This window comes from Agrobacterium sp. FDAARGOS_525 (genome assembly GCF_003938925.1).
In the GTDB taxonomy this organism is placed as follows: Bacteria; Pseudomonadota; Alphaproteobacteria; order Rhizobiales; family Rhizobiaceae; genus Agrobacterium; species Agrobacterium pusense.
In genome coordinates, this window is record NZ_RKIU01000006.1 from 45,259 (window position 1) to 69,610 (window position 24,352).

The following is a 24,352-nucleotide window of genomic DNA, read 5'->3' on the forward strand; positions in this document are numbered from 1 at the left end:
TGGCAAGCGAGGCATCTGCCGTTGTGTGCGCCGTCAACGCTCACGTGATCCAGCGAACCATAGAGCTGGAGCAGAAGGTCAAGGCGCAGATCGACCTGTCCGAGAACCTTTTGATCATGGAAGAACGGCGGCAGCGCGAGATGCTGCTCAGCGCCTTGAAGGTGATCACGAAGCAAGAAAGTGGCTCGGGTCAGCAGACAGCTATGGTGGTGCGAAAGTCGGCCGAAGCTGCTGCGAACGTAAATACCACTCAGCGACAAGCATATGCGATTGCTGACGCCAGAGAGCGGTATGGCTCGACGGGGTATAATAGCTGCGATTTGCAGTCCAAAGGACAGAAATTTTACGCCGCCAATCAGGCAGCGAGATCGAAAGCACAGGCTGTTTCAGGCGCGACCTATTTCAAGCCGGGCAGCTTCGATTCACCACGTTCTTGGTCGCAGTTTGCTACCAGTAACCGGTCATTCGATGGCGAGAGCCTTTTCAGGGGAGGGCAAGCGGCTCGCGATTACATAAATCTGGTCGTCGGGCCGCCAATTGAGGATACGGTTGGTTCCGGGGCCGAGCGAAATGTTTTCGTTCTGGACAAGAACCGGCGCGATGCTCGCCGGTCAGTTTCCAAAGAGGTTATGGCCTCCATCGCGGCCGAATATGAGCCGGGTGGGGCACGGGCTTCGCTTGAAGAGCTGACAAAGCACTGGACTGGTGATGACGGCGGCGAAAAATGGGCGAGCGCAATGTCCGATAAGCCTTTCCGTGCTGCGCTCCTTGATGCGGTCAGGATTGAAGCTGCCAACATTGCCGTCATGGCATATCAGGCGAAGGGCACTGCGCGCACGGAGTTGGCGCTATCATCCTATGCGCTCGCCCGGATCAACCAGATCGTTCAAGGCGGTTCAAGCCTGCCCGTAGTGGTCTCCAACAGGCCCGAGCAACGGGCGGATGTCAGACAGTGAGGGGGCGGAAAATGCGGAAGAGCTTTCATAAGTGGGTGCTCGCGGCAGGGATCGTTTCAGCCAGCACACTCGCCTCAAATCAGGCTTTTGCTGCTTGGTGCTCCATCACAACGGAATGGATTCAGCAGCACGTCAGAACGGAAACCAACCTGATCAAGGAAGTGAAGGAGCTGGAAACCAACGTTGCCTTTGAAGGGGCAACGACGCTGGAGCAGGTTCTGGCGGCCCTCAAGGTCGTGAACCGACAGTATGCGGGCGAAGAACAGCGTCTCCAGCAAGTGGTGAAGAAGAGTCAGGAAGCTTACGCCAACACTGTAACAGAGCAAATGCGCAATGAACGCTTGGTCAAGATCAAAGAGGATTATTCCTATGAGACTGGTCAGGGCGCTAACGCCTGTGCGCAGGTCGCCTTCCTCGGCCGCGTGACATCCGTGCTTGATGGGACGCCCAGCGATGCGTCGGCGATCTATAAGAACCTAGACGTATCACCGGGCGGTGTGCCCTCTGGTCGTGAACAGGCGCAAGTGCGTCTCGATCCGGCTTCCACGGATGCATCCATTCTCCTGAACGTATCGGCTGACAGGGGCAAAAAGGAAAAGGTCATCGAGCAGCTTGCGGGCTTTGCGATCCCGAAGCCGATGCCGCAGGAAGCGGGTACACCAGCCGGGGAGCTGGCGCTGATGCGTTCGCGTCAGGCAGAAGCATGGCGTTCTCCAGCGCTCGTGTCTCTCTCTGCCGTTGCTGCCATGGGTAACACTTCCTCACTCGGTATAGGCGATGGGGCTGGAAGCGTGACACAAGCGCTCGACGCCCTGATCGACAATTATGGTGGCGGCCCGGCTTATCAGAAATGGACGAACGCGCTCCAAATGCAGTCGGAGCGTGGTTTGATGGTGGAGCTGAACCGTCTGCGCGCGATCTCGATGAGGCTCCGCACCTTTATGAACGATAGTGAGGCACGCAAGGCGGCGACGATGGCCGCTTTGTTGGCCGCCGAAGCATCTGGAAAGTAGGCAACATGACTGGACGACGCCCTGACGAAGAAGCACTTGGCGATTATGTCGCCGATCAGGATGTCGTGTCCGTTGATGAGGATGTTGGTGCGATAGAACCAGCACCAGCGGACGACTATTACGACCCGGCCGATGATCAAGCAGAACTGGAAGAGGCTGATGCCGACCTCGATGAAGGTTGGTCAGACGGTGAGTCGGTAGACGATCTGGAAGCACTCGACCGAATGGCGGACGAAGGTTTCGAGATCGCTGATGGAGTTTCCTACACGGCAGAGGTTGCAGTCAAAGAAACTGCTCTTTCGGAGCGTCGGCGCGAAGTCAGTGAGGCCGCGATCTTCAAGTTCGATCCGGCCGTTTTTGCAGCAGCCGAGCAGCGGCTATTCGAACAGATCGCCAGCGGAGAAACGCTGCACCGTGCGCAGCAGCGTGTGCAAGAAGCAATCAATCAGGGCCTGACAAATCAGGGCTTTGATATGCAGGGATAGGGGCGACCATGGTTGATGAAAGACGCGACGACTTTGGCACCCTGATCGATGACGACAGCCCTTCCATGGATGCGCTGGGCGGATCGATGGATATCATGCCGCTCGATGATGAGGACGATGAGGACGAGGTTCGCCAGCTTTCGGAAACTGATCCAGCGGTAGCAGGGTGGACCGCACAGAAACGCGATTCCGGAGAAATTGCGCTGGAAGCGCGCCCGAAAATTCATGGGGCAACACTATCATCGGCCGAGCTGTTTGCGGAAGGTAAGCTCGATAACAAGCCCCTCGGCGAGTTTTTGAACGAAAGAGGCTGTGACGGGGTAGCGCCCGGCACGAGCCGTCTTTGGTACGTAGGCAATGCGGAGGGCGGTGGCACTTGGATGTACGCAACCGCTCCGGGGATTAAGGGCGCGGTGAAGCCCGGATTCGATGTGATCCTTGCCTACGGCGAGGACCGGAATGATGTCGAGGTTCGCATCTGTGTCCTGTTGATCTCTGAGACTGCCGATGGCCGTTGGCAATCCCTGAAATTCCGCAAGGCAAATGCCATCAAAATGGAGAGCGGCAAGGTGACGGCGGCCGGAGCCATGGAGGAAGCCATGGTTGTCGGTGCTCTCGACGGCAAGGGCTTCGGGCGCTCGCCTTTCCGATTTGACAACGAGCGCGTCTGAAAGGGTTGATCATGAGCCAGCAAGCGAAAAACCAGAAATGGTACGACTTCGGGCCGGAGGCCACAGTCAGCCTGCGCATGGTCAGCGGCAACTATGTCGTCCGGCTTGCTTTTCCCAAGGAGCCAATCAAGGAACAGCTCATTCGGGCCTATGAGGCAGGCTGGTCCCGTTCGCGAGGCGGTGGCGAGCACGTCTTTGATCATCTCAGGCCGGTCAAAGCGCTCTCTGAGGTTTCGACACGTCTGACCGCCTTCTTTCCGAAGGAGCGGATCGCCGCCGCTTTGAGGGATATGGGGCCGCCGGATGTCGAGATCACCAATCCGCTCCCTGAAAATGAAGATGCGGCGGTGATCGCCGAACGGATGCTTTCGCATTTCTCGAATGAATCGCCCGATGAGTTACTGCGCCACATCAGGGATTCCATAGCGAGAGCAAGGGTGATCGTCGGCGACAGAACGGCGGCTGCTAAAAAGCTGCCCTTTGGTGGCGATGGATATGAAATCTATGAGCGACTTCGCCATCGGAGCGACGACACGCATGCTGCGGAATGGTTCAGCGCTGTCCTTTGGGCACTTTCGGAGCAGGTAGACGGCTGGGAAGGTCAGCTAGACCGCCTTATGGACGCGGACGCGAGCGGCAGTACCGCTTTTCCAAAGCCTGATGATCGGATCGTCCGGTATGTCGCTGCTCAAAATCGCATCTTTGAGCGGTTCTCGCAGGAGGGGTTAACCGACAAGCCCCTCTCGGAGGCGCTGTTCGGGGCAATGGTAGAGGATTTGGGCTTTAATGTTCCATACCGGGCTTATGACGGTGCCCGCATCAATCCTGCCGGTGCTCCCGATCTGGCCAAGAACACCTTCATTGCACAAGCTGGCATCAGCAACGCTGTGGCCACGGATGCGAAGGCCCGCTTGACTACCGCTCTGACGGCAAGCGCTCGTGCCTTTGGCATTTCCAGAGACAGGCTGTTCGGAACAAATGAGGTAAAATTCATCCTCGGCGTTGCTGTCAATCGTAAGAACAGCTCGATCAGAGGTCAGGCATCTACCTATCAGGGCAAAGGCGTGAACGTGGACGGCGAAGCCGTTGTCGTTTCCCAGCATGCTATTCAGTTGACGCCAACATCGCCCGGCGCTCTGCTGCATGAGATCGGGCATCAGATCCACAAGGCCGGAGACGAGGAGCAAATCCTACGCGCAGTGAAGGAGCACCCGTTTGCGCGAAAGGCCGCGCGGATCATTTCGATCCTTGAGGAAGAGGGAGCGGCCAACCCCGATCATGCGGCTTATCTGATGAAACCGCAGGAGATTTTTGCGCGCGCTTTCGATGCGCACGTCTTTTCGCAGGTGGGCAGGATAGAGAGTGGTGGCGCTTTCGCGACGGCGGGAGCGCACCCGCTGACGCCGGTCGGAGAAGAGCTGGCAGCATTCATGAACGACATGAGGACGGTAGTCCTCGAGAACAGGTCCTCTGTGGAGCGGGAGGCAACCCGCGAACGGCAGAGCGAGGCAACGCACGGCCAGACAACGGCCTTGGGGGTTTGAATGGAAGGTATTGAGGGAGCCTCACCAGACGGCACTGTAGCCGGTCTCTTTACGCCAGAGCCGAATAGCGCCGCCCTTGTGTTTCTGCGGCGTCTCGTTGGCTGCACATTCGACTATATCTGGACGCCGGGGGGCGGTGGCGGAACGGGAGGCGGGGCTTGCAATGATGTCAATGACGTTCTGGCTCAGCTCGTAGCCGTCATCAATTGGGGCATGCTGGCCGTCATCGCGGCCGTCGCCACATATCTGATTTTTGCGTCTCTAAAAGATACCGCCAACGATGGCGAGTTGGGCGGCCGGAGCATGAATCCGAGCTGGACGCTCGTCATGGCAGGTTTGGCAGCGATTTTGGTTTTCCCGGCCTTCAATGGCTTTTCAGCTTTGCAGATGGCCACGATGCAGGTGGCGGTATGGTCTACCGGATTTGGGGATTCCGCATGGCGTGTAGCGTCCGACAAGATGGCGAACGCCAACACGGTCAATGCGTCTTTCCAGAGTATGCGGACAGACGGCCTGTTTTATTCTGAGCCATCGAGCGAGGCTGCCCTTCGCCAGCAGTTGGCCGAAGCCCTACAAGCGCGTGTTGAGGGGGAGCTTTGCGCCCGGCTGATCGCGAAGGGCGTTCAGAATATGGCGACAACGGGTGATACCTCGATCACGTCGGCGCTCTCGCCCGAGCAGGATACGGCGGGATCGCAGTATGGAAGCCGAATTGTTCAACGAACCCTTTATTACAGGGGCGGCGAGGCATTGAACGAGTCGGCAGGCATGTGTGGCTCCGTGTCTGTCAGCTATATAGGCAAGGTCTATGAGGACCCCGGCTCGCTGTCGGGAGTGATCGTACCCGGCAATGCGGCCGGTCAGCAGGAAATAGCCAAGACCGCTGCCGAGTTTCGCGTGAACGCAGCGAAAGCGACGGCGGCCGAGTTCCTGAACCAGATCGATTCTCAGGCAAAGCAGCTCGCCGATGCGCTGTTTCCTCAACCGGCCAATGGTCCGAGATCGTGGGGACCGCAACAGGTCCAGCAGATCGCTCAGGCCGTCAATAATGTGATCAGCAACACAAAACGAGCTGGTGAAGATCAGCTCAAGAACGCACCGGAGGCTATTCGCCAGCAAACTTCCAGAGCGATGACTGGTCAGCACGACAATGGCTGGTTCTTCGCAATCCTTTACCAGCGCATATTGGTGAATGCGACAACCGTGCTATCCGACATCGGAAATGGGGGCTTTCGCGTGGCGTCGGTGCCTGTCGAGCGTGATTTCCCGGCAGCATGGGGTTGCCGTTCGATGTTCACGTGGGCGACCGGTCGCTTCAATTGTTCTGACGAGCTGCAAACCTACTTCCGGGAATATTCAACCGAACTGGCGGCGCTGGATCAGCTCAAGCCTGCATTCACCAATGCTGGAACCGGAACTATCGGCCTCGGCACCAATACGAGCGGCATGGGATCTGTTCAGGGTGGCGATCCCGGTATGCTCGCACGTTGGGTAAACAATGTTCTGCGGTCGCTGGTCAGAGCCAACGAGCAGAGCGGCGAGGGGTGGAGCGATCCGATCCCTCAGATGCAGGCGACTGGCAACGAGATGTTGATGTACGGCACTGGCGTCTTGGCTGTTGCTGGAGCTGGTGGCGTGGCGTCGGCTCTTCCGAACCCTGTCACCGCATTGCTCGGCGAGCTGGCGTCAATGGTTGCACCGCTTGGATGGGGCCTTGTCGCCATCGGGTTTGTTCTGGCGGTTGTCGTGCCCTTCATGCCGCTGGTCTACTTCTTCCTTGCGGCGCTGTCATGGCTGACGCTGGTGGTGCAGACCATCATCACAGCGCCGTTCTGGCTGATGCAGATGTTCTATGCGAACCGCTCGGGGGGAATTGCGTCAACCAGCCTTGCCCGCGCTCTGACGGTACTGCTTGCCGTGCTCATTCGCCCGGCGCTGATCATCGTCGGGCTGGTCTTCTGCATGTACCTCATGCGAGTGGGCCTCGATTACCTGAACATCCTGACCTTCAACGCCTTGTCGGTCCTTGGTGCGTCAACCTCGTCACTGTCGGCCAGTATTGGTAATGTCGCCATGGCCTTCGGCGGCTTCATGATCTACCTCTCTATGTGCGTAACCTTGGTCGCTATCTGCTGTAGCCTGATTGATGGCGTTGGGGATTGGGTGATGGAGCAGGTGGAGCGCGGTGCATCGCACGTCTTTGGTTCCGAAGCAAAGCAGCGCACCGAAGGCATTCTCGGCAATCCAGCGGCTATCGCAGCCGCTGGCATCGCCCTCCGTTCTCGTGGATCGCTGGCGGGTACAGCGGGACGTTTGGCACAGCGGTCTCAACAGGCCATCCGGCAAATTCGCAATCGGTAAGGGCTAGAGGATGGCTGTTCAAAAACGAGAGTTCGAAGGCGTCGAGCATATTGATGCGGTCAGGCTTTCAACCCGTCGCGAACGGCGGAAAGGCCTGATCGAAAAATTACGGGACAACCACAACGAACCGGGGGAAGTCCTCAAACCGTACATCACCATGGCGGTGCTAGCTTTGCTGTTGAGCTGGGCACCTTTCTGGCCGGAATTACTCTTGGTGCTAACGGTGTTCATGGCGCTCGGATTCGGCGTCTATAAGAACAGGCGTCTATGGGAAGCACCCTACCGTGTGCCGGAGTTCTTGGGAAGAGCAGGGTATAAGGATAGTTCCACTGGTCAGCCGGGTAACGGCGTGATTTATCACGGAATTGGGCGAGGGGCTTACGCCGGGCAGGAAATCTGGTCCGCAGCACGAGATATCCAGACGCACCGCATGGTCATTGGTACAACCGGCTCCGGTAAGTCGGAAGAGATTTTCGGGCTGGTGTTCAATGCGCTTGCACTCAATAGCGGCGCGATCATGGTGGATGGCAAAGCAAGCGCCGATACCCTCAATTCGATCAAGAAGATCGCGCGGCTTTACGGTCGCGACGAGGAGTTCCTAGTTCTCAATTTCATGATGGGATCGAAGGACTTCTACGGCCAGTCGGAAGTCAAGCTAACAAACACCTTTAACCCCTTTGCTATGGGGTCAAGTGATCAGAAATCAACTCTGATGGAGACCTTCATCCCTCAAGCCGAGGGATCGAATAGTGTCTTCACGCAGAGAGCTTTGCAGTTGAACAAGGCGCTTGCCCGGCCTCTGTCGTTTTTGCAGGGGCGAGGGTACGTGGACTATAACCCTCGTCTGCTGACTGAGTTCTTCCAGTTGAACAATGTCGAGAACCTAGTGTGGTTCGGCAGGTTTCGTGACAAGCACGGCCGCGTGGTCGATCTGCCAAACGAGGGCAAGCACGACGACTTTGTGCGTCTCAAACAGGCCTGCGCCAGCTTGCAACAGGTTTTGATGGACTTGCCGGGCTACAGTCAGGTGATGCCGAAAGAGCCGCCGCCTCTGATCGATGCCGACGACCACAAGATAGCGACAGCTTTGCTGGCGGGTGAGAAAGCGGTCGAGAAGCTGTCGAACGACATGATCACCAGTTACAAAAGGCTGGCAGGGGGCAGCAGCTCGGAGGGAGACAAGAACCAGTCGGCGGAATCGACCCGCGCCGAGGTTTACAGGCAATGGGGCTACATGACCATGAGCCTGTCGGAACCGGCCGCGCTGCTGACCTATTCATACGGCCATGTTTTCAATGCCGAGGTCGGTGAGATCAACATGAACGATGTGTTCCTGAACAGGCGCATCGTTTACGTGATGATCCCTTCGCTGGAAAAAGCTCCTCCGAGCACGGCGGCTCTTGGTAAGATTACGGTCGCGGCGGTCAAGCAGGTGCTCGGCAACCTTTTGCATCGCCCCTTGGAAGGGCATCGCCGCCGCATCCTCGACGCCTCTCCGTCCAAGAGTCAGATGCCGTACCCGTTGATATTCGATGAATACGGCTATTATGTCGTGGAGGGTTTTTCCGTGGCGGCGGCTCAGGCTCGCTCATTTGGCGTGTCCTGTACCTTCGGCCTGCAAACTCCGACATCTCTGGAGAAGGCGTCAAAGCAGGAGGCGGATGAAACGCTGATCAACACCACCATGCGCCATGTGGGAAAGCTTGCCGCAAACGAGGACAGCGAGGCTTTCAAGATTGTCCGGGGCTGGGGTGGCAAGAAGCTGACCTCAATGACCCGTTCGCTCAAGGTCGATCACCGGGCGGCTTTCAAGACCACATCGCTCTCGGACGAGATCGTCTACGAGGAAGAGGACATCATCAAATATTCCGATATCCAAGGGCAGGAGTCGGGACAGTTCCATTTCATCGTCGGCACAAACACGAGAGAAAAGGGAATTATCAGAGGCGAGAGCCGGGTGGTTCGCTACAAGGCGTTCTACACCGGGCCGGTGCCGGAAGTGGTGGAATGGAGGCTCAACCATTTCGTTCCGGTCAAAACCCGTGACGAGGCATCCATCGAGGCTATCCGGCAGAAGGATGCGCAACAGCGGCTCTTGCGGGAGGCAAACGCCAACGAGATCAGGGACTGGTCCCGAAATCAGGCCGATGACGGTCTTCGTTATGAGGATCATTTAGGCGGAGACACCATCGCCACGCTCGTACGCGATCTGGCGGTTGCTCTTGCAGAGCTGGTGGATGATCCCGGTACCAAGCCCGGCGCTAGCGCCACCATTGATGACTATGCGGCTTATCTCTCGCAACTGCTGGAGACGCCGGGGCTGGTATCTGACCAACTACTCAATGACGCGCTGTCATGGGTAATCAGCTCTCAGGACAGGGCGCACGGAGAATTGCGTGCCCGTACTGAGATCGGGGAGTTGGAGCGCGACCTGAAACAGCATTTCAAGCAGGTGGTGGCGAGCTGGGCGGCGGACATCGATCCTGCTCAGCACAATCTCATCCTTGACGCTTTCGGCGTGCTGGTAGAGACCCCGATCAAGGAAGCTCGCGATCATGCAATACTGCATCGTAGGGTGCAAAGCCGCGTCAGCGATGCGGCTGCGGCGGTAGCAGCGGCGGCAGAGTAATTAGCCTTGGTTGCCCATTGTGAGTCGTCGTAAAGTGTGCTACAACCTTTGTGCTTGACAATTTTGGGCTATGCCCGGAAAGGAGGTCGCCATGTTCGGTATTGGCAGGAAGACATCTGACGCACGTCGCGATGTTCGCGACCGCTATGAGCCGGAGCTTTTCGACAACAGGAAGCTCAACGGCAATTTCAGCGGGAACAGGGATTCGGGTGCTGATGTAGACCTCTTGGCTGATTTGCTCCTTCAGGGAGAAGTCAATCGCCGGGATACTAAGGAGCTTTTGACAGCCATCCTTGAGACGCAGCAGGAAATCCTCAAGGAACTGCGCAAGCAGAATGCCACTTCGGTAGTGAGTCGAGCCGCCTAACCCCATAGCCCCCCCAAATTAGGCGGCAGACAACCTTGGAAACCCCGGCCAAAGCCGGGGTTTTTCATTTCAGGTTCACAGCGATGGTGAAAATCTTCGCACTGTCGAGCTTGACCCGGCACTCGGAGTTGCACGCCAGCATTACACATAAAAAAATCGCACGAAAAGAATGTCGTTATGCGTTCTTTAGTTGACTTGTGCGGGGAAAATCAGGAAGGGTTTGAAGCAGAGACAACATCGGTTCGAAAGTGAAGCGAGATGGCAGAAAACACGAACGCTTCGTCGCCAAAAGTGCTGAATACGGTCATTTGGGCCGGGGCGGCAGTTGCTATTACGGGAATGGTCGTTTTCGGCGCGCTGCCCTATGTGATGGAGCGGCCGGGAGCCTATCAGGCAGGCCCGCAGCCGTACCCTCCACAGCAATATGCACAGCAACCGGCTCCATACCAGCCTCCATACTATCAGCAGCCGCAGCCGCAGCAATTCCCGCAGCCTTACGCGCAGCAGCAGGGATACCAGCAACCTCCGCAGCCTTCTTATCAAGCGCAGGCTCCGATGCCCGCACAGGCCCCAGCGCCCGCGCCTGTTCGTCCGCAGGTGCAGACCTCAGCGCTCAACGCTGTAAATGGGGTGAATGTAGACAGCGGCTATGAAATCACCGATCAGGCTCTTTCGAAGAACGTCATCGCTTTGTTGAAGCAAGCCAATGCGGTTGCGTCAGCTCCAACGGGAGTGACGCCAACCGATCAGAACACGATCTACGCCTTCGTAGATCCTCGGTGCCCGTACTGCCAAGCCGCACACCGCGCTCTTAATGGCAAATATTCTGTGCGTTATCTCCCCATTAGCGTCCTCGGTGATGAGGCCACTATGAACGGGGCACTGCCGAATATTCGGGGTGTCCTGCGTAGCAGCGACCGGGCTACGGCTTTGCACAAAGTCATGGAGTCGGGTGATGCCAGCGGTCTCGATGTGTCGCCGGACACCAAACTGGATGCCGATGTGAATGCCAACATGGAAGTGTGGGCGGGGCTATCTGCGCGTCTGCCTGATCAGCAGCCAGCGGTGCCGCTTTTCGTCGTGCCGGAAGGGAAGTCTGGCAACGTCGCTGTCATGAAGGGCTGGCATGACGGTATGACGCAAGTGGTGGACGCCCTGTTGGCAAAGTAGAGCGATGTTCGGTTTCGGGAAAAAGCAAAAGTCGGTTGAATTACCAAGGTTCCGGTTTGCCACTCTGCCGGACCCCATCGCTCCGACAATTGCCACCGAGGATATTTTACAGAAGCAAAAGATCATCGTCGGGCTGGGTACGCTTCTCATCAGCCTGACGGTGATCTCTCTCTTCTTCGGTTTTCTTGTCGAGGGCGTTGCGCAGACGGAACCATATGTCGCAGACGGGGGTGTCTTTGGATGCCCCGTGCCGATCTTGAACGTGGGGGCAAAGTGAAGACGAAAGAGGAAATATTGGAGGCCAGCGCCGCGCAGTCGGCGATCCAGCGCAATATGAAGGTTTTCATAGTGCTGCTCGTGATCGGGAACGCGGTGATGGCGCTGCATGTAGGGCAGTTGCTCTATGCGCGATTCGTCAAATTTCCTGACACAGCATTTCTTGGCACGACTGATGCTCAGAGCGTCTGCGCGCCAATCGGCCTTGATGAACCAATGGTCGCTGATGCAGTCGCCCGCGACTTCGCAGTCGAAGCGATCCGGGCAATCTCAACCTATGACTGGACCTCTTGGCGCGACCAGATCAATTCGAGCACAGCGCAGTACATGACGCTCGATGCACGCAATAGCTACCGGATATCGGTGAACGATTGGGGCATCATCAGGGATGTTGTGAACCGGTATCAGAATGCGACTGCTCAACAGCGCGGCCCTGCGACAGTGCAGCGACAGGGCGTGGTACGCCAGCAAGACGGGACAGGGCGTTACGAGTGGGAGATCGTGGTTCCCATGACGCTGATCTATCGCAACGCGACGGATCGACGGACAGAGAATCGTGATTTTTATGCCAAGGTCATCCGAACCGCGAAATCGCCACTCAATCCGAAGGGGATTGCCATCGGCGGGCTGGTCTCTTCGCAGCCAGTGCAGGTCAACAATCTACAGACCAATGCGGCGGTGGGGAGCGTGGGGCAATGATCAATCCGGCCGCACATCGCACGCTATCTGTGGCACTCTGCGGGCTGTTCGGCCTGCTTTGTGTCGCCAGCGTGGTCGTGACGACCGATACCTATTGGCTTCGACCAGTGACGAATTTCGTCTGGCACGAGGCGGCGACGGGTGGAGAGTGTGCAGCCACCGTGCTCAGCACTCCTCACATTAGTCAGGCGCGCATCGTAGACTTTGCGTCCGATGCGGCCGTGACCATCAATTCCTACGATTATTACAATCAAGGGACGGTGATCGGTTCTGCCCTCCGGCAGTATTTCACCGTAACCGGGCGCGATTCGTATATCGAAGAAGTCAGTCGGTCAGGATCGCCACTGGCGTTTCGCAGGAATTACGTTGAGCAGACAGCTTACAAGAACGGCGTTCCGAACATCAAGGAAGAAGGCTTCATTAAAGGACGCCGGTTCTGGCGTGTCGAAGTGCCTCTGCTGCAATATCGGCGTAGCAACGTCGATGTGACAGAGGCGGGGCTTCTCCTAACGATGCTGGTTGTGAGTGTTCGCCCATCGGTCGAAAACCCGAATGGCATCGGAATCGATAGCATCACTGCAACAACATTATTGAACTATGATAGGTAGAGGGCTGGCAAGTATGTGGAGATCGAGAACAGCGCTTGCGGCACTACTCATGGCGTCTACGGCGGGCATTCTGCCTGTTTTCGCCCAAGAGCAGGAGCCGCCCGCGCAGAACGGGAATCCAACCGGACAGGAAACGAACATTTCGGCTCCGCAGGGGGATAGCGCCGGGTCTCCCATTCCGCGCCAAGCGCCACCGGAAGAGACGCCCACGACTGTTGCTCCGCAGCTCCAACAGGGGCAGGTGGAAACCACGTCCAGACCGAACCTGCCACCACGACAATTGACCAAGGAAGAGCTGGACGCTGTGCGGCGTGGCATGGTCGATCAGTCAGAAGGCATGATCCTTCGCCCGAATGAAGTCGGCCGGATCAGAGATGCTACTCTTGGTTCTCGAAGCGCCGCTGTCCGCCCGACCTATTCGACCGATCCCTACCCGACTGCTCTGCCGCGCGTGGTGAATGCTGCCAAGACACCTATGCAGCAGCCCCCGATAGCCCGGCTCGCTTACGGCATGACTACGCCAGTCACCTTCGTCGACAGTGACGGCTATCCATGGCCGATTGTTAACGTCACGTACAATCCGACTGTGCTTGCGCAGGACGGTGCCGGTTGCGGAGCGTCCGGCAATACGCCTTCCGGCGATGGACAGCGGCCGACGACGATCAATCTCACGCCCTGCTATTTCGAGATATTCTCGAACATCAACGTCAGTCTCGAAAAGTGGCCTTATCCCATAGTCTTGATGACCCAATCGGGTTTCCGGCCACAGCAGGGACAGGGCCAGAAACAGGTCAGCATTGATATGCCGCTGACGGTCATCATTGAGGGAAAATCGCCGCTGGCTGACAAGGTGAAGCCGATTTCCATTTCCAACGCGAAAGCAACGGCTCGAAGAGCTGCGGCGGGAAATTACAAGCGGCCATCAAAAGTGGTGACGGGTGACGGCGATCTGGCCGATTACATTGTCGGCCGCCCGCCACGAGGGGCAAGGGCGGTGGCACTGGACGGTGCTCCCGATCTTCGCGGCTACATCGCGAGCAATGGTGATCTCGTCGTAGTCGGCCATGCAGAGATGTTGTCTCCGGGCTGGAATAGCAAGGCGCAAACACCGGACGGCGAGAAGGCCTATCGCTTTAGCGGAGCGCCTTACCGCGTGCTCTTCGTGGACAAGAACGGGGCAGAACGCCCGGCAACGGTACGCTTTTAAGGAGAGGGGCTATGGCGGTAAACAAAATCGTAGTCGGAGTTGGTGCCTTAGCTGCTGTCACTGTTGGCGCGGCTGCTTTTATCCTTTCAGGGCAAGTAGCGCCTGACACTGGCGCTGGCACGCAAACATCCTTGCCGAATGCCACCAATGTTCCGAGGAACGATCAATTGGAGCCGGTGACGCCGCAAGAGGCCAGCCGGAGAGCAACCGTCAACCAGTCGGATGCCCAGCAAGCCAGAGAACAAGGACGAGACTATCAGGCACCGACGGTGATCACTGGTGTTGGGCCTGCCGACCGTGGTGAGCAACCTCCCGTGCCAGAGCCTCCAAAGCCCGCTCCGGAGCCGCAGGAACGCATCATCAAGGAAACCACCGAGCGAACCGTCTATGTGACGCGCGTACCAGTGGAACAGCCTGTCGATGACGCGGCGGCACGGGCCGCGATCCAAGCGCAGATAGCCTCACTTGGGGCGAATGACCGGGGCGGTTCCGGTTCTGGCGGCATCGCGGCTATGGCGATCAACCGGTATGCAGCACCGCCAGAGGAAAAGAAGGAAGCGCCTGCAAAGCCGAGCGGTCCCAATCCTGCGACGATGAAACTTGTAGCGCGAACTGGCGATGTGGTTTTCGCTCGCCTCGACAGAGGCTTTAATAGCGACGACCCGGCCGCTCCCATTATCGTGACGCTGGATGACGTGATTTATGATCCGGCAAGCGGGACGCGGAACGGCCCCCTTACAGGGATGCGACTGGTAGGAAACATCTCGTACTCGGAAAATCAGTCCGCCATCGCTTTCAATCAGCTCGTGACCGTCTCCGGTCAGCAATATCCGATAAAGGCGATAGCGGTTTCCGAGAATGATGCCCGTACGGGTGTTGCGACTAAGGTGGATCGTCACACTTGGTCTCGCTACGCCGGGCTGTTTGTCTCCTCGCTGCTGCAAGGCGCGGGGCAGGTAGCAAACCAGCTCGTGCAGAACAATCGTGACTACGTTGTTTCAGACGGCGTGGTCGTTTCGAACAGCAATCCGGTTAATTACTGGCAGGCGGGCGTGGCAGCGTTGCAGCCGCTGGGCAATAATCTTTCTACCGCCGCTCGCCAGCACTTCAACCGGCCACCAACGATGTCAGCTCCGGCAGGCACCGGGATGGGGATCGTGTTCCTTGCTCCCGTGGTCATTCCGAAGGGCATCCGGTAGCTCAAGGAGAGAGCGAATGGAAAACACCCTGAAATTGGAGGATGGGGCACGCAGCTTTTACCAATTCCTTTCGGGCTTCGGCGATGTGGTGCCTCTCCTATTTGCCGTAATCGGATTGGCGATGTGCGGCATCACTGGCGTCAACCTTTACCGGATGGTGCAGCGGGAGGCCTACGCCCCTGCTGACTGGAGCAAGACCGGCCAAATCGTCGGGTTCTGCATCGGGGCGCTGCTCGGGATTTCATCTGTTGTTGTCTACGCACTTTCGCAGGTGTGGACAGGCTTGAGCCAGTAGGGGGCGTAGATGGCTGAAAACCGGATCAATCTGAGAGATCGATATGAAGAGGCCGTTGCTCGGTTTGGGATCGAGCAGGTGGAGCGCGGAAATGAAATCATGGTCGAGGTCGAGTTTGCCCGCGAGGCCATCGATCGCGTCAAGGCTGGCAAGCTCCCTGCCGAGCATGCAGCCTCCTATCAAATCACCTACGAGCGGGAGCTGGCACGGGCGGCTATCGAGGCATTAAATCATCAAAATGAATATCTTCTCGATCTGGCACGTGATGACGGCGATCTGGCTGTAGCTATTGGACGCGAGCGCCGGTCGCGGCCGGAGCAAGCACCTATACCCGGTAGCCCGGAAGCACCGATCCATATCGGCCACACTGCCGAGCAACAGCTTCGATATGCAGTGTCTGGCAACAGGGAAGCAAATCCTCTTGAAACGCTGCAAACCAGCGAGGAGGTCTTCAAGGCTGTTCAGGCCGCTGTGGCCGAGCGGCTAAACCATCTGAATGCCAGACTGACTGATCAAGATTCGCCGCACTTCATTTCGGAAGACAGCTATGTGACCCGGAATGAGGCTCGCGCTGAGCGCCAATTCCTCGCAGACATGAAGGACCAACTCGATAAACTGGAGCCGGGTGGAAGCCTCGATCTTTCCCGAACGGAGACCGATTACGGCTACGATCCAGAAGAAGCCGCAACTGATCGGATGAGCGGCCTCGAATACGAAACTGCAACAGCGAGAGCGGAACGGGAGCATGAGAGCCACGTGGAAAGCGTGGCATCGCTCTTGGAACAGTTGAGGGCACGCGGCGTCACCGTTGACACCAGCTTCAAGACGGTAGAGCCGACCGGGCCGTCTGCTGCTGAATGGGCGGCCCAAGACGCAGAGTTAGTGGAAGATCAGGAGCAGGAATACGATCATCTGCGTGATCCGGCTCTTATGGCTAGGTATTATCTCAACGAGATCAAGGAGGCAGATAGCCTACTGGCTTCCGATGGAGCTGATGGCCCATCGCGTAGCGAGGCCAAGGCGGCGTTGGAAGAGGCTATAACTCGCGCTGCCATAGCTGCGGACTACGGCAACGAGTTCGTTCGCGAGGCGGCGAAAACCGACGAGCGCCTTGCCGCCCGTATTATCGAGCTGGGGCAGCAAACACCGGCATCTCGTCGGGAGATCATGGATAGCAAGCCAGATCCTCTGCCGCTCTTCACCGAGCTTTATGATGACGTAGTACGAACGGCAGACGGAGTCCCTGTTGGTGCTCTTCATCGACATGCAGAAGGCAGATTGCAGCAGACCTATGCCGTTTTGGCGTTGATCGAACAGGGCCGCGAAATCGGCCTGCTGCCCAAGGATGGCGAGTTTGTTGCTACAGGGGCGAGAGTGCAGGACAAGCGCACGAGCCGCATGTACCCCGCTGCTCACAGGCTCCCAGCCGACCTTTCTATAAAATATGACGGGCAGCTTGTTCGTCTGACGGACTTCTTCGAAGAAGGGCTGGACCGGACGTGGATAGACAAGAACATTTTCGCTCCAACAGACCGCATTCATAGGCTCGCCAACGTTGCGGACCAGTGGTGTGAGGATGCGGGCATGAAAACGACCTTGGTCAAGGCTGCGAACGCGGTTTTGGACGGCAAGATGTCGGCCAGACAGGCTATGGACGATATAGTGCAGCCCGGTTATGCCGCAGCCGTCGCGACGGCTCGTGAAAAGGTCGAGCGGAATTTCTCGTGGATCGAGCGGCAGGCTCTATCGCAGCGGATTGTCACCATCCAAGGCCAGCCTTTCCGCCTTCCAGAACCTACTGCTCTAAAAGTGAAGGACCTACCGGAGCGCGCGGCAGCCAAGGATGTCATGGAGCGCACCTTGGCGGCTTATAGCGAGGTTTCGGAGCTGTCGCCTTTCCAGCGCATGAAAAGCGCCATGGCGGCGACGGCCATAATTGACAATGAAAAACGGGCCATTGCCGAGGGCGGACGTGACCGGCTTCTGCCGCCCGGAATGGCGGCGATTGAGGCCGAGCATGCACGGCGGGAAGCACGCGCAAGCTTGCAGCGAGAAATGGATGTAATCGAGCAGCTTGCGGGCAAGGCACGCGAAGCTGTCGCTGCTGCCAATGATATTTCCCGACCATTGTCTTCGCGTCAGAGTGCGATGAATGATGCAATGGCCTATGGCGACCGCATGAAGGTTGCATGGACGGCCCTGCAGAAGGAGCGAGGGCCGCAGATCATGGAGAGGATGGAGCAGCGTGTCCGCCATTGTGGTCTTCATGGTCAGAGGCAATTGGCTGAGCTGAGATCGTCTTTTGCAGCGCCGCCCCGAGTTGTCCGCGACGTTGCTGGTACGCTCGAAGACACCAGAGACAACCTCAAGCGCCAAGATCGCCTTGATCAGGACCGCCGTGCGCAGGAGCGACGGGAAAATGTGGTTCAGTTCGGCCCTCGGCCGGAGTTTTGAAGATGAGCGACATGGAAGAAGACAAGCCCGCCAAGATCGCTTTTCTACCGGAGGCGCAAGGGTCTCCAAGGGTATGGCAGGCAATTGAGCGTGCTCGCAAGATGGCCGAGGAGAAGGGCTACGAAAGCATGAATATCGGGCTTGAGCTTTCACTCAAGCGCCGCAGCGACATACTCGACGGTTTTGGAAGAGAATTTTTTGGAACGGGAATGGATGGACTGGAGCCGAAGACAGCTCTTCCGGCTTTCTTGATCCGTTATACCCCGAGGGATTAGCCGATGACGACGATGCTGAACCGACACGCAGATCAGTTCTGCGACCTGAGTGGATTCGATCCGAACAGCACACGCCCTGTCTTATTCGCGCATGACGGCTCGGATATCACACTTATCGAGATCAAGGGTGCTCGCTCGATCATCTCGGAGCGTGATTACGCCGATAGGATGATCGATATTTTTGCGGCCGAAATGGCGCAGGTGATGAAGGCGCCCGGCCATAACATCGTCGTCTCATTCGAATCGTCCTTCAATGCTGAGACCGAGGTTGACGAGCACCTTGAGCGCCAGCGCCACAACGCTGAACTCAAGCAATTGCGCGTCGCCGGCATTCTCGAAGAATCGCGCAATGTGATTTTGCGCAGGGCCGTTTCGGAACGGCTCGTGGTGGCGTTGATCACGCGCCCGCAGGCCGGGCAACAGCGTGAGATCGTCGCGCAGAAGAAGGCCAACGACAAAGCCCGCAGCGAGCTACCTGCCATGAGGGCGGCCATGGACCCGTATGCTGAGCTTCCAGCTTTGGAAGGGCCGCATATGGCATTCGTGCAGTCGTTCATGACCGCTCTGGACCGGATAGGCGTGATAGCCAGCATAGTCATGCCGGGCGAGGATGGCTCAAGACCGGATATCGCCAAAATCCGTCAGGGTATTTTCTTCCATGAGACACCCAATGACTGGAAGCCGCATGAACCGGGTGCTGTGAAATATCCGCCGCTGAAAAACACGTTCGACAGTGACGTGTCCGATTTTTTCGCTCCACCACTGGCGATGCAGATCCTTTCGTCGGCTCCTGTGGTTTCGCAGGATATGCGCCGGATTTCATGGGGACCACGCAGTTTCGCCGTTTGTCAGGTGCTGCGCTATCCTAAGAACCTGCGACCGTTTAATCATCTCGTGGAGCGCCTGCGGCGCTCGCAGATGCCCTACCGCGTAGCGATCTCGCTGGAATCCTTGAACAGCGCAGACAAGTCCTCAATCCGCATCAGGCAGGTCGCTGCGCAATTGCTCGGCATATTCGATGGTACGACCAAGCTGCTCGGCAAGAACCTCCAACTGGTGACGGATGCGCTTGGCTCCGATACTGAGGCAGTGGTCAAGACCAACCTGTCGGCCGCGACTTGGATCGAGCCGGGAGAGCCGGAGGAGAGGCTACGCAGCCGCGCATCAGCTCTACTGGTCGGCTTGCAGTCGTGGGGGGACTGCACGGTCACTGACAGCCCGGCAAGCCCGGTCCGCACACTGGCGGAGACAGTGGCGGGCATGAACGCCACCACACAGAGCTGGCGCGGCACGCTCGCCCCGATCTCGGACCTTTCCGTTGTCCTGCCGTTCCACCGCACCGCTCCCGTGTTCGAGACCGGCGACAGTCTTTTCACGTCGATAGAAGGAAAACTTACTCCGCATCGCGCTTTTGCGCCTGAGCAACCGGCATGGCTCACACTCATTGCAGCCGGTACAGGTTCGGGTAAGTCGGTGTTGATGAACCGGATGAATTTCGATCTTGCGGCGTACCGACCGGGCAGCGAGTTACCTTTCATGATGGTTGCAGACGTGGGGGTATCCTCGTCGGGCTGTATGAACCTTCTAAGTGCCTTACTGCCGGAAGAGCGGCGGCGCGAGGTCATTTATATGCGGCCGAAGAACACCGCCGAATATGCGGTCAATCTCTTCGATATCTCGCTAGGCTCGCGCTATCCGTTGGATCGGGAGCGGGTGTTCATGAAGAACTTCCTGCTGACGGCGATCCCGATGGACCACGAGCTGCTGCCGCAGCTTATCACTCGCGTCATTGACCGTGTTTTCGAGATCAAAAGTGATCTCAGCGTCGATTCAAATGCCAACCGCTGGCAGGCAAATATCGACCCGCAGCTCAATGAGGCGGCTCATGCGGCCGGTATCAAGGTCACGGATCGCACGCGATATTGGACACTCGTGGATGAGTTTATGTTGCGTGGGAATCATGAGATGGCCGTTCGGGCGCAACGCTATGCCGCTCCGCGCATCAAAGATATCGCGACGGTTATCGCCGAGCCGCAGATCAAAGACGATTTCGGCGAAGAGATGATCAGGAATGTCCAGCGCCATCTTGAATCGCTGGAAAGTGCCTATCCGATGTTCACCAACTACACGTCGATTGAGACCGGTTCTGCCCGGATCATGGCAATCGACCTGCAAGATGTTCTGACGGTTTCGTCCATGACGGACGAATCTGCGAGGAAGAACACCCTCATGTTCCTGATGACTCGTCAGGTGTTCATGAGCAAGATCGCGGGCGATAAAGACGATATCCGTGCGATGACGTTCCCTGACGATCCTGAAATACGGCAGGCATATGAACGCTATTGGCAGCGGACCTTCCAAATCATCGCCGAGACTCCAAAGCGTATGGTGATGGACGAATACCATCTGACCGGCACCAGTATTGACACCATCAATGACGTGGTTTGGCATGACTGCCGAACCGGCCGTAAGTGGAACCTTGAGGTCGCACTTGTGTCGCAAGAGCTGGCCGACTTCAAAGGCCTGACATCGCAGGCCACCACGATCATGATCCTCAATTCCGACTCTCAGGCCGCTCGCAGAGCTATCCTCGATGAGCTGGGGGGCAGCGAAGCGGTCGATGAGGCTTTGCAGCGCTACGTGAACGGCCCTGACAAATCAGACCCTTCGAAGGGCGCGAACGTGCTGGCGATGTACAAGCTGCGAAATGACGAGAAGCGGTGGGTGATTTTCAACAATGCGTTGGGGATCAGGCTGCTGTGGGCGCTTTCAACGAAGTCAGAAGATCGCGCTGTACGTGACGAGCTTTACAGTCGCGTTCCACTGGATCGTGCGCTCGATCTTCTGGCGAAACGCTTCCCCGAAGGAACTGCCATTGGTCGATGGGAAGAAATGGCCAGAACGCAAAGGCGTTCTACCGGCACTTCCATTGCTAAGCTGGTAGCAGATGAAATTATGCAATACGAGATGGCGAACACGATGAAAGTGGCGGCGGAATAGGGCTGAAACCTCTTGTGTAGTGTCACAATTGCACATTAAAAAGGTGCAACACTTCATTGTGAAACGTGTGAGCTTGGTGTAAGCATATTGAGCAACGGGCCGTTGGCGGCAAGGAGAGAAGGAAATGAAGGCAACCGCATTAGCTGTCGCCGGTAAGGCGCGAGACAAGTACCTGGCTGCAATCGCTCTGGCGAGCGTGACCTATTTTTCAGCACTGGAAACCGTACTCGGCCAGACGGCCGACCCGAAAGCCCCGCTTGAGTTTCAGAAGCAGGCGCAGGACGCGGCGCGTAATTCTCGAATGAACCCCGACGATGCAAAGTCAGGGCTTGAGAACCTTGCGAGCACCGGCCTCTACCTCTTCGGCGCGCTGAGCCTGATCTTCGCAGGCTACTCGGTCTACAAGTGGTGGGATGCCGTCAACAACGAGCAGAGCCGCAACAATGCTGGCCGTTCGGCCATGGCTGCGGTCATCGCTGGTATCCTCGGGATTGTGGGTATCTTCATCGGTTGGGTCCAGTCCGTTGCTCTCGGCGGGAGCAACTGAGCAGCGATCTTCCGAAAGGGGGATAGGCAAGTGGAGCGGTCCCGAAAGGGGCCGCTTCTTTTTGGCTGTCACGCTTGCAACACTGAACTGCATTCAGCTCGTCCGGTGCCTATATGTCCAAATTGGATCGAAGAACGAGCTAATCCGCATGCCGCTTCTGGTCGATCTAAAAAGCAGGCAAAAAAAATCCCCGGCTGAGGGAAGCCGGGGAAGGTGGTCCGCCGCATCAATGAAGCAGACTACTGGGAGGAGTCCTGATGAATGGAGGTTTCAAAACAGGCTCTGACCTGATCGGGCGTCCAGCGATTCAGGACCGCGTGATGTACGTCGATTTCGGTCTTGGTAATGCGGCGCGTAAGCTCGCCTCTTTCCCGGTAGAGGCTTTCCAACGGTTCGATGTGCTCTTCCACGAACTTGGAGTCCATGTCGGGCAGATTGCGGAGCCAATGGCGCATTTCAGATGCCTTTCAAAACCGATCAATATGCGTTAGTTATATCTATGTTCCTAACCGGCCCTCTTTGTCAATATGCGTGAGTGATATTAATGTCAGAAAAAGAACGTCGGGCGCGCTCCGGGCGCGAGCCGCGCAAGTACAGTACCGAAGTTTCCCCATGGCAGGAGCGTGCCCGAGCGGCCGGTTTGAGCCAGAAAACGCTCGCCGCCATGACGGGAAAAACAGAGATCAGCGTCAGCAGGCAATTGAGGGGGCAGTTTGGAACGAATGGAGAGCCGCCGCGCTATGTTGCGGCAACGATCATTGCATGGGAACTGATGAGCCTTGAGCAAAGGCAGGAGTGGCTTGCCCGGCTCGGCAGCAAAGACACAATCCCACCTGACGATGTTATACGCCCGCATGGCCACGAGCGGCTTTGCGATGCAGTAAAGCAGCGGCGGGAAGAACTGTCACTATCGCGAGAGCAAGTGGGCAATGCCACAGGCTTTAGTCGATTCATTGTGAAGGATTTCGAGGACGGTAAGGACGTTTCGCTGTCAGTCGCTATCAGGATCGCAGAGGCCGTAGGCCTTACATTCGATGTTGTCGATACGGCCAAAATCAGCGGTGTCATCGTGGCAGACAAACCGACCGAGGAAGAAACCGAGATCGATATCGGGGACAGTCTGCCAGACGATTTGGAGCAGGGTAGGTGAGCAACGGAAATAGCCTGAATGTGGTTCTTTACGACAGGAAGGTTGGCGATCTCGAACGAAGCAAGGACGGCCTGCACTTCGTCTACGACCGTCAGTGGCTTTCAGATGCCAGAGAGGGCCGAGGGCACGCACTGTCGCTCTCGATGCCTCTCACAAAGGTGGAACACGGGCCGGAAGTCGTGGAGCCGTTCATTGCTGGACTGCTGCCTGAAAGCCATCATCATCGGCACAGGATCGCTCAGGCTTTCGGAATGCAATCGGCCCATGAAAGCGATTTTGAATTTCTCCGGCTGATCGGCCGCGATTGCGCTGGCGCTGTTATCTTCGCCGATCCTGCCGAACGAAATATTGCACTGCGCGAGCCGCCCGGCTTCAAGGTTTTGAGTGAGGAGGAGTTGGCACAGCTCCTCCGTGAACTGCCAGCGCGTCCGCTAGTTGACGATCCAGTGCTAGGAACGCGAATTTCGCTCGCTGGCGTTCACGACAAAATGGCCGTGTTGGTGATGGGGGGCAAGGTCGCATTGCCGGTCAATGGCTTCCCATCCTCTCATATCATCAAGGTCGATATCGCTGGATTGAACGATTCCATTAAGACGGAGCACTTTTGTCTCCGGCTGGCGCATGCTTGCGGACTTCGAGTTCCCACATCGCAGATCCAGCAGGCTGAGGATAAGGTCTATATGCGGATCGCACGTTACGACCGAACCCTACAGACCCGGCAGGACGGCCCTGCTCTCCTGAATCGCACCCATCAGGAGGATTTCTGTCAGGCTCTTGGTATCCATCCCTTGAACAAATACGAAGAAAAGGGCGGCCCCTCTTGGAAAAGGATGGCCGAACTTATGAAACTGATGGAGCGCCCCGCAGTTGATCAGGCTGGTATGCTGGATCGGGCGCTGTTCCAGTATCTTTCAGGGAATCCCGATGCTCACGGAAAAAACTACTCGATACGGTATTCACCGAGCGGGCGGCTTTCTCTTTCCCCTGTTTATGATCTGAATAATCAGGCGGCATTTGCGGCAAACTACACGTCCATGAAACCGCTGCTTGCCATGTCAGTCGGTCGTGACAAGGATAATCCGAAACAAGGGGAGTTCTGGCGTACAAGGATCAGCCGTGATCATTGGGCTGAGTTCGCGCAGGATGTCGGTATGCCTGCTACCCATGTGCTGAAACGCCTTGACGAAATGGCGCTCAAGATTAGCTCTGCTGTCGTTTCGGTAAGGGAGGAGATGCGTCACACACTTGCGGACACTCCGCTACTGGACGTGATCGTTGATGATGTTGTTGCTCGCGCGACTGCTATTCGTGAAAATCGGCCGGAGCCGACGCGGGAAATCCATGCTGATCACGGGCGAGGTCGAGGACCGATCATCTCACCTTCATTATAAAATTCATTAGCCTATTTATATGTAGCTTTATGCGTCAATAAAGGTGTATATATGC

Annotated in this window: 22 protein-coding genes; all 22 read left to right on the plus strand. The window is 57.2% G+C overall.

Annotated features, from left to right (window positions below; all coding sequences use genetic code 11):
- The first annotated feature begins 23 nt into the window (after positions 1-23).
- The 22 genes from EGT36_RS28270 (at position 24) to EGT36_RS28375 (ending at position 24,297) form a co-directional block, all read left to right on the plus strand.
- The gene (locus EGT36_RS28270) at positions 24-956 is read left to right on the plus strand and encodes a hypothetical protein (protein ID WP_210211247.1); all 933 of its coding nucleotides are present in this window, start codon (positions 24-26) and stop codon (positions 954-956) included.
- Between the two features lie 11 nt (positions 957-967).
- Positions 968-1,969 (plus strand): hypothetical protein, encoded by a 1,002-nt coding sequence (locus EGT36_RS28275; protein ID WP_125271614.1) that lies wholly within the window; start codon positions 968-970, stop codon positions 1,967-1,969.
- Positions 1,970-1,974: 5 nt separating this feature from the next.
- On the plus strand, positions 1,975-2,454 hold the full coding sequence (locus EGT36_RS28280; protein ID WP_125271615.1) for a hypothetical protein: 480 nt from the start codon (positions 1,975-1,977) through the stop codon (positions 2,452-2,454).
- 8 nt (positions 2,455-2,462) lie between these two features.
- Positions 2,463-3,125, plus strand: coding sequence for a hypothetical protein (locus EGT36_RS28285; RefSeq protein WP_125271616.1), 663 nt, complete (start codon positions 2,463-2,465; stop codon positions 3,123-3,125).
- Positions 3,126-3,136: 11 nt separating this feature from the next.
- Positions 3,137-4,669, plus strand: a complete 1,533-nt coding sequence (locus tag EGT36_RS28290; protein WP_125271617.1) for a hypothetical protein — start codon at positions 3,137-3,139, stop codon at positions 4,667-4,669.
- A complete protein-coding gene (locus tag EGT36_RS28295; protein WP_125271618.1) occupies positions 4,670-7,030 on the plus strand; it encodes a DotA/TraY family protein in 2,361 nt (786 codons plus the stop codon). It abuts the gene before it with no gap.
- A gap of 10 nt (positions 7,031-7,040) precedes the next feature.
- Positions 7,041-9,659 carry a type IV secretory system conjugative DNA transfer family protein gene (locus tag EGT36_RS28300; RefSeq protein WP_125271619.1) on the plus strand — a complete coding sequence of 873 codons (2,619 nt, stop codon included), beginning with the start codon at positions 7,041-7,043 and terminating at the stop codon, positions 9,657-9,659.
- A gap of 91 nt (positions 9,660-9,750) precedes the next feature.
- Positions 9,751-10,026 carry a hypothetical protein gene (locus tag EGT36_RS28305; RefSeq protein ID WP_125271620.1) on the plus strand — a complete coding sequence of 92 codons (276 nt, stop codon included), beginning with the start codon at positions 9,751-9,753 and terminating at the stop codon, positions 10,024-10,026.
- Between the two features lie 258 nt (positions 10,027-10,284).
- Positions 10,285-11,196, plus strand: a complete 912-nt coding sequence (locus EGT36_RS30725) for a thioredoxin domain-containing protein (protein WP_172965742.1) — start codon at positions 10,285-10,287, stop codon at positions 11,194-11,196.
- Positions 11,197-11,200: 4 nt separating this feature from the next.
- Positions 11,201-11,473, plus strand: a complete 273-nt coding sequence (locus tag EGT36_RS28315) for a hypothetical protein (protein ID WP_125271621.1) — start codon at positions 11,201-11,203, stop codon at positions 11,471-11,473.
- Positions 11,470-12,171 (plus strand): DotI/IcmL family type IV secretion protein, encoded by a 702-nt coding sequence (locus EGT36_RS28320; protein WP_172965743.1) that lies wholly within the window; start codon positions 11,470-11,472, stop codon positions 12,169-12,171. Before EGT36_RS28315 ends, EGT36_RS28320 begins: the two co-directional genes overlap by 4 nt.
- Complete coding sequence (locus EGT36_RS28325; RefSeq protein ID WP_125271623.1) at positions 12,168-12,779, plus strand: DotI/IcmL family type IV secretion protein; 612 nt, start codon at positions 12,168-12,170, stop codon at positions 12,777-12,779. Before EGT36_RS28320 ends, EGT36_RS28325 begins: the two co-directional genes overlap by 4 nt.
- Before the next feature lie 49 nt (positions 12,780-12,828).
- Positions 12,829-13,986 (plus strand): DotH/IcmK family type IV secretion protein, encoded by a 1,158-nt coding sequence (locus tag EGT36_RS28330; protein ID WP_172965744.1) that lies wholly within the window; start codon positions 12,829-12,831, stop codon positions 13,984-13,986.
- A gap of 11 nt (positions 13,987-13,997) precedes the next feature.
- Positions 13,998-15,185, plus strand: coding sequence for a DotG/IcmE/VirB10 family type IV secretion system protein (locus EGT36_RS28335; RefSeq protein ID WP_125271625.1), 1,188 nt, complete (start codon positions 13,998-14,000; stop codon positions 15,183-15,185).
- Positions 15,186-15,201: 16 nt separating this feature from the next.
- On the plus strand, positions 15,202-15,480 hold the full coding sequence (locus tag EGT36_RS28340) for a hypothetical protein (protein ID WP_125271626.1): 279 nt from the start codon (positions 15,202-15,204) through the stop codon (positions 15,478-15,480).
- 9 nt (positions 15,481-15,489) lie between these two features.
- The gene (locus EGT36_RS28345; RefSeq protein WP_125271627.1) at positions 15,490-17,934 is read left to right on the plus strand and encodes a hypothetical protein; all 2,445 of its coding nucleotides are present in this window, start codon (positions 15,490-15,492) and stop codon (positions 17,932-17,934) included.
- A gap of 2 nt (positions 17,935-17,936) precedes the next feature.
- Entirely contained in the window at positions 17,937-18,209 is a 273-nt protein-coding gene (locus EGT36_RS28350) for a hypothetical protein (RefSeq protein ID WP_125271628.1), read from the plus strand.
- 3 nt (positions 18,210-18,212) lie between these two features.
- Positions 18,213-21,209 (plus strand): putative type IV secretion/conjugal transfer ATPase, encoded by a 2,997-nt coding sequence (locus tag EGT36_RS28355; protein ID WP_125271629.1) that lies wholly within the window; start codon positions 18,213-18,215, stop codon positions 21,207-21,209.
- Between the two features lie 124 nt (positions 21,210-21,333).
- Positions 21,334-21,756: a hypothetical protein gene (locus tag EGT36_RS28360; RefSeq protein WP_125271630.1), complete on the plus strand. Its 423-nt coding sequence runs from the start codon at positions 21,334-21,336 to the stop codon at positions 21,754-21,756.
- Between the two features lie 257 nt (positions 21,757-22,013).
- Entirely contained in the window at positions 22,014-22,247 is a 234-nt protein-coding gene (locus EGT36_RS28365) for a hypothetical protein (RefSeq protein ID WP_125271631.1), read from the plus strand.
- A gap of 53 nt (positions 22,248-22,300) precedes the next feature.
- The gene (locus EGT36_RS28370; RefSeq protein WP_125271632.1) at positions 22,301-22,906 is read left to right on the plus strand and encodes a helix-turn-helix domain-containing protein; all 606 of its coding nucleotides are present in this window, start codon (positions 22,301-22,303) and stop codon (positions 22,904-22,906) included.
- Complete coding sequence (locus EGT36_RS28375; RefSeq protein ID WP_125271633.1) at positions 22,903-24,297, plus strand: type II toxin-antitoxin system HipA family toxin; 1,395 nt, start codon at positions 22,903-22,905, stop codon at positions 24,295-24,297. The genes EGT36_RS28370 and EGT36_RS28375 overlap by 4 nt, the downstream gene beginning before the upstream one ends.
- The last annotated feature ends 55 nt before the right edge of the window (positions 24,298-24,352 follow it).